Origin of the sequence: Micromonospora sp. KC723 (genome assembly GCF_004348595.1) — a bacterium.
GTDB lineage: Bacteria > Actinomycetota > Actinomycetes > Mycobacteriales > Micromonosporaceae > Micromonospora.
The window spans coordinates 1-5,416 of record NZ_SMKD01000225.1; the positions used below are offsets into that span (position 1 = coordinate 1).

Annotated in this window: 4 protein-coding genes, 3 tRNA genes and 1 pseudogene; all 8 read right to left on the bottom strand. The window is 72.7% G+C overall.

What is annotated here, in order from left to right; translation table 11 throughout:
• Nucleotides 1–69: 69 nt before the first annotated feature.
• Nucleotides 70–582, bottom strand: a complete 513-nt coding sequence (locus tag E1165_RS27680; protein ID WP_132394647.1) for an SRPBCC family protein — start codon at nucleotides 580–582, stop codon at nucleotides 70–72.
• Between the two features lie 509 nt (nucleotides 583–1,091).
• Nucleotides 1,092–1,165: transfer RNA gene (locus E1165_RS27685), tRNA-Phe, on the bottom strand.
• A 100-nt stretch (nucleotides 1,166–1,265) separates the two neighbouring features.
• A tRNA-Asp gene (locus E1165_RS27690) sits at nucleotides 1,266–1,342 on the bottom strand.
• A 33-nt stretch (nucleotides 1,343–1,375) separates the two neighbouring features.
• Nucleotides 1,376–1,448 (bottom strand) — tRNA-Glu (locus E1165_RS27695).
• Nucleotides 1,449–1,603: 155 nt separating this feature from the next.
• Entirely contained in the window at nucleotides 1,604–2,395 is a 792-nt protein-coding gene (locus tag E1165_RS27700) for a polysaccharide deacetylase family protein (RefSeq protein WP_132394648.1), read from the bottom strand.
• A gap of 72 nt (nucleotides 2,396–2,467) precedes the next feature.
• Nucleotides 2,468–3,403, bottom strand: coding sequence for a MerR family transcriptional regulator (locus E1165_RS27705; protein WP_132394649.1), 936 nt, complete (start codon nucleotides 3,401–3,403; stop codon nucleotides 2,468–2,470).
• Complete coding sequence (gene idi, locus E1165_RS27710; RefSeq protein WP_132394650.1) at nucleotides 3,393–3,998, bottom strand: isopentenyl-diphosphate Delta-isomerase; 606 nt, start codon at nucleotides 3,996–3,998, stop codon at nucleotides 3,393–3,395. The genes E1165_RS27705 and idi overlap by 11 nt, the downstream gene beginning before the upstream one ends.
• Before the next feature lie 13 nt (nucleotides 3,999–4,011).
• A pseudogene (gene crtI, locus E1165_RS27715) lies at nucleotides 4,012–5,367 on the bottom strand (phytoene desaturase family protein); the annotation flags it as partial.
• Nucleotides 5,368–5,416: the final 49 nt, after the last annotated feature.

Genomic DNA, 5,416 nt, shown 5'->3' on the forward strand with positions numbered 1-5,416 from the left:
CCCCGACCCACCGCCTTCCCCGCTAGCCCGCCCTCGTTGGCGGTCGGGGTGGTGCGGGTGGCGGGGCGGTCAGCCGGGCGTCGTGTACCGGGTGAGTGTGTGCAGGTAGCGGCTCAGCAGCTCGTGCCAGCCGGCGGTGAGCGCCTGCCGGTACCCTTCGGCCGCCTCGCCGTGCCGCTCGAAGTGCCGGTGCTCGACCTCGATCCTGGTCCCGCCCGAACTGTCCGGCAGGAAGAGCACCTCGACCTCGCTGGCCTGCGCCGGATCCGGCACCGGTGTCCGGTCCGGACCGATCTGCCAGGTGAAGACCAGGCGCTTCGGCGGATCCCAGGTGAGCACCCGGCCCCAGTCGCTGCGGAAACCGTACGGGCCGATCTCGTAGAGCATGCCACCCGCCCGTGGCTCCATGCCGAGTTCGGCCAGCGCCTCCGGGCCCGACCAGGTGTACTCGCGTACCCACCAGTCGGTCAGCGCCCCGGTGAACACCGCGAACGCCTGTTCCGCGGTGGCTGGGGCAAGGAGCGTGCTGCGGAGCGCGTACCGCTCGACGTCCTGCCGGACATCGGCCATCTCCTGTCCCATAGGCCCGGACCATACCGGCTGATGCCTCGGTGTGCAGCTTCGCGTCGTGCCCGTTTCCGGACAGTGGACGGGAAGCGTCGACGTCCTTCCGGATCCGGGTGGCGAGAGGCGGCCGGACCGCCGTCCCGCCGGCTCAGTGCGGCTGCCGCACCAGGTGGTACGCGCCAACAACAGCAGCGCCGCGAGCGGAGCGAGCGGAACCGCCAGGTCCAGGAGGCCGGTGAGGTCACCGGGCGTCCGGAGCAGGTCGTCGCCGAACCCGGCGGCGCGCGTGGCCACCGCGAGCCCGACGAAGAGGGCGACCGCCACCAGGACGCTGGCGAGCCGATGCCACCCCGCCCCACGCCCTGAGACAAGGACCCCTGCCGGCCGCTTCGCCGACTCCGGGGGCGGGCGTCGTGGGACTCCAACGAGGGGCAGACCGGACAGCCGGGCCTTCAGGCCACAAAGCGAAGCGCCGACCGGCGTTTCCGCTGGTCGGCGCTGCTGTAGCCCGGCGAAAGGCTATGTGGCCAGGGGCGGGGTCGAACCGCCGACCTTCCGATTTTCAGTCGGACGCTCGTACCAACTGAGCTACCTGGCCGTGGTGCTCGGACCATGCTACCCGAAGGCGGGGTCTCCGCCGACAAGGTAGCTGCTCCGATACGCGGAACGCCGCGCAATGGTTCACGCGGCGTCTGCGCTGGCGGTCCTGACGGGACTTGAACCCGCGACCTCCGCCTTGACAGGGCGGCGAGCACTCCAACTGCTCCACAGGACCTAGCTGGTGTTGCCTCCGGCTGAAGCCGGACCGTGCCCCCAACGGGATTCGAACCCGTGCTACCGCCTTGAAAGGGCGGCGTCCTGGGCCGCTAGACGATGAGGGCGGCCCCGCCATCATTGCACACTCGCAACGTCAAGCGGACTTGCTCCCATCCGGCCCCGCCGGAGGCATGAGAAGCATATGCCATGCCCTGTCGGTCGGCCAAACCGGTATGGCTACGGGCGCAATCGCCGACCAAACCGCAGTTCAGGGTGGTTGTCACCGGGGTGGGGCGATGCCGAAGCGCCGGTTCAGGTCGGCGATCACGTGGGGGCAGGCGGCCAGGGTGCGGCTCCGGTCACCCCCGCCGTCGTGCATCAGCACGATCCCGCCGGGGCGTACCCCGCTCATCACCCGCTTCCGCAGCACAGGGGCGGTGGGCTTCGCCCAGTCCTGCGGGTCGACGCTCCAGTGCAGCGACCGCATGCCGAGTTGCTTCGCCACCGCCACCACCTCCGGGGTCCACCGGCCGCCCGGCTGGCGGTAGAAGGGCACCCTGGCGTCCGGGACCGCCGCTCGGATCGCCTGGTTGGTGCGGGTCAGGTCGGCCCGGATCTCGGCCACCGGCCGGCGGCCCAGATCGAAGTCGTGCCGCCAGCTGTGGTTGCAGAGCTGGTGTCCCTCCCGGACGATCCGCCGCACCAACTCCGGATGCTTACGCACCTCCGTGCCGACGAGGCAGAACGTGGCCTTCACCCGGCCGGCCCGAAGCTGGTTGAGTACCTTCGGCGTCCAGGTCGGGTCCGGGCCGTCGTCGAACGTCAGGGCGACCGTCCGTACGCCCGTGGCGCGTTCCAGGCCGGCGGGGAGTGCGGTCGGTGCCGGCCGCAAGTGCGGCCGGGGTCTGCTGGTGCGGGTCGGCGATGGGGTCGGGTTCGGCTGCGCGGACGGCGGTGCCGGGGCGGACGGGGTCGGTGCCCCGAGTCCCCGCTCGGCCGGTTGCCGGTCGCCGCAGCCGACGACGAACAGGACCAGGCAGAGGGTGGCAACCAGCACGCTACGTTCACGCATCGTCACTCCGAGGGGTTCGGGTACGAGGACGGCCCCGACGGTAGTGGACGATCCGCGAAACCGGCAGGACCGTCACTCTCCGCTAAAGTGCCCCCACGAATCGCGTACGGCCAGCGCCAGGGAGACCGCCTCGGTCAGACCGACCGGTCGGACCACCCCGACGGGCAGGGTCTCCGCCCGCCAGCCCGGCCCGGCGGCCAGCACCAGCAGCGGCCGGCGGGGCGCCGCGAGCAGCGTGGAGAGCTGCCCTGGATCGGCGGTGGCCGCGGTGTGCGACCAGATCACCGCCGCCGCAGGCCCGGTCCGGTTGACCGCCTCGACCAGCGCCGCCACCGGCACCCGCGCCCCCAGCGCCCGGTACGCCACCCCGGCCTCGGCCAGCGCGGCGGCCAGCGCCTCCAGTGGCAGGGTGTGCTGCTCCTCGTCGGCGCAGGAGAGCAGGATCCGGGGCGGGCCGGTGGCCTTGCCGGCGCGGGCCACCGCCGCGAACGCCTCCGAGACACACCGCGACATCAGGTGCTCCACCTCGATCAGCCCGGCGGTGGCGGCGTGCCGCTCGCCGATGCCGGCCAGTACCGGCCGGAGCAGACCGTCCCAGGTGGCGATTACGCCGTCCCGCTCCAGAGCCTGCTCGATCGCCTCGCTGATGGCCACGGAGTCCAGCCGCACGGCGGCCCGGGCGAGGCCACGGGCCGCCGGCCCGGCCCGGCCGACCCCGATGGTCTGCCCGCCGCCGTCGCGGGCCGCGCGCAGCCGCGGTTCCCCGCCGAAGTCGACCGCCGGGCCCTGGTTCGCCCAGCGGGCCGCCTCGGCCGGGGCCACCCCCTCGGCGGTGAGCCTCCGCATGATCTCCAGGCGCGCGAGGTCGGCCGACGTGTAGCGCCGGTGGTGACCCGGAACGTGCTGACTGGGGCCGAGACCGTAGCGCTGGTGCCAGGTGCGCAACGTGGTGACGGCCACGCCCAGCCGGCGTGCCACCGTGCCCGCGCTCAGCGCCTCACCGGCCACCCGGCCGCTCCGGAACGTCGTCCGCCGGCGCGCCGGACGGGAGGGTGGGCCCGGCGGGGTCGCCGGCCCGCAGCAGCCGGCCCACCACCCCGCCCAGCCAGGGCGCGTACGCGCCCGGGTCGGCGTCGATCTCGGCCAGCAACCGTACCGGATCCACCCAGCGCAGCGCGGAGACCTCGGTCGGATCCGGCAGCAGGGTCACGTCGGCCGGCACGTCGGCGCGCAGCACGTGGTCGTACTCGAACTCGATCCGGCCGGTGGCCGGATCCTCGGCGTGGTAGAGGTGGACCCCCACCTCGGTCAGCGCCACCGGACCGGTGCCGAGTTCCTCGCCCAGCCGCCGGTTGGCGGCCTCGGCCAGCACTTCGCCCGGCCCCGGGTGCCCGCAGCAGGAGTTGGCCCAACGCCTCGGGAAGCGGGTCTTCACCTCGGCCCGCCGCTGGAGCAGCACCCGGCCCTCCGGATCGACCAGCAGCACCGAGAAGGCGCGGTGCAGGCGGCCCGGCGCCTGGTGCGCCGCGGCCACCGTGGCCTCGCCCACGGCGTGACCGCTGTCGTCGACCAGTTCGACCAGGTGCCCTTCCCTGGACTTCACCGACGCCGCCCCCTCACCGGGCTCGCCGGCCGTAGGCGACCGTGGGCGGTACGGCCCCGGTGATCCGGGTGGCGGCGAGCTTGCCGGAGATGAGCACCATCGGCACGCCCACCCCCGGCTGGGTGCCGGATCCGGTGAAGACGACGTTGGGCAGGCTCCGGTGCAGGTTCGAGGGGCGGAAGGGGCCGGTCTGCCAGAAGGTGTGCGCGGCGGCGAACGGCGTGCCGGCGGCCATGCCCTGCTCCTCCCACTGGGCGGGGGTGATCGTACGGAGCACCTCGACACCGTCGGCGAAGCCGACGTACCCGCGCTCCTCCAGCGTCGCGACGAGTTGGTCGGCGTAGTGGCGGCCCAGCCCGCCGCGCCAGTCGAACGGGGCGCGTTCCAGGTTGGGCACCGGTGCGAGCACGTAGTAGGTGTGCCGGCCCGCCGGGGCGACCGCCGGATCGGTCCGGCTGGGGTTGGTGACCAGCAGCGACGGGTCGCTCATCAGCTCGCCGCGCCGGATCACCTCGTCGAAGGTGCCCTTCCAGGAACGTCCGAAGTGGAGGTTGTGGTGGGCGATCCTGCCATACCCCCGCGTCGACCCGACGTGCAGGACCACGCAGGACGGCGAGTAGGTCAGCCGGCGCTGCCGGCCCTCGGGCAGCAGGTCGCGGTAGGCGACCGGTAGGTCCGGGTTGAGCACCACCACGTCGGCCGGGATCAGTTCGCCGTCGGTGGTCACCACGCCGGTGGCCCGGCCGTTGGCGGTCTCCACCCTGGCCACCGTGGTGGCGTACCGGAACTGGACGCCGTGCTTCTCGGCGGCGCCGGCCATGCCCCGGGAGACCGCGTGGATGCCGCCGCTCGGGAAGTACACCCCGGCCACCGAGTCGAGGTACGCGATGACGCTGTAGATGGCCAGCGCGTCGTGCGGTGCGAGGCCGGCGTACATGGCCTGGAAGGAGAAGATCCGTTGGGTGCGCGGGTCGGCGAAGAACTGGTTGATCTTCGTCTGGAGCCGGCGGAACGCGCCGTTGGTCAACAGCCTCAGCAGGTTGGCGGTGAGCAGGTCGGTCGGCGCGTCCAGGTTGCGCTCGATGAAGTCGGCCCGCTCCCAGCGCCACAGCTTGCGTGCGTAGTCGACGAACCGCAGGTAGCCGTCGGCCTCCCGGGGGCCGCAGACCCGGGAGATCTCGGCCGCCATCCGGGTGGTGTCGGTGATGACGTCCAGCGTCGAGCCATCCGGGTAGTGCGCCCGGTACGCCGGGTCGAGCGGGATGAGATCCAGCCAGTCGTCCAACTCCTCGCCGACCGCGCCCAGGGCCTCGGCGATCAGGTCGGGCATGGTGAGCACGGTCGGGCCGGTGTCGAACTCGTACCCGTCCTGTCTCTTATACACACTGACGCTGCCGACGACTTAATAGGTGTAGATC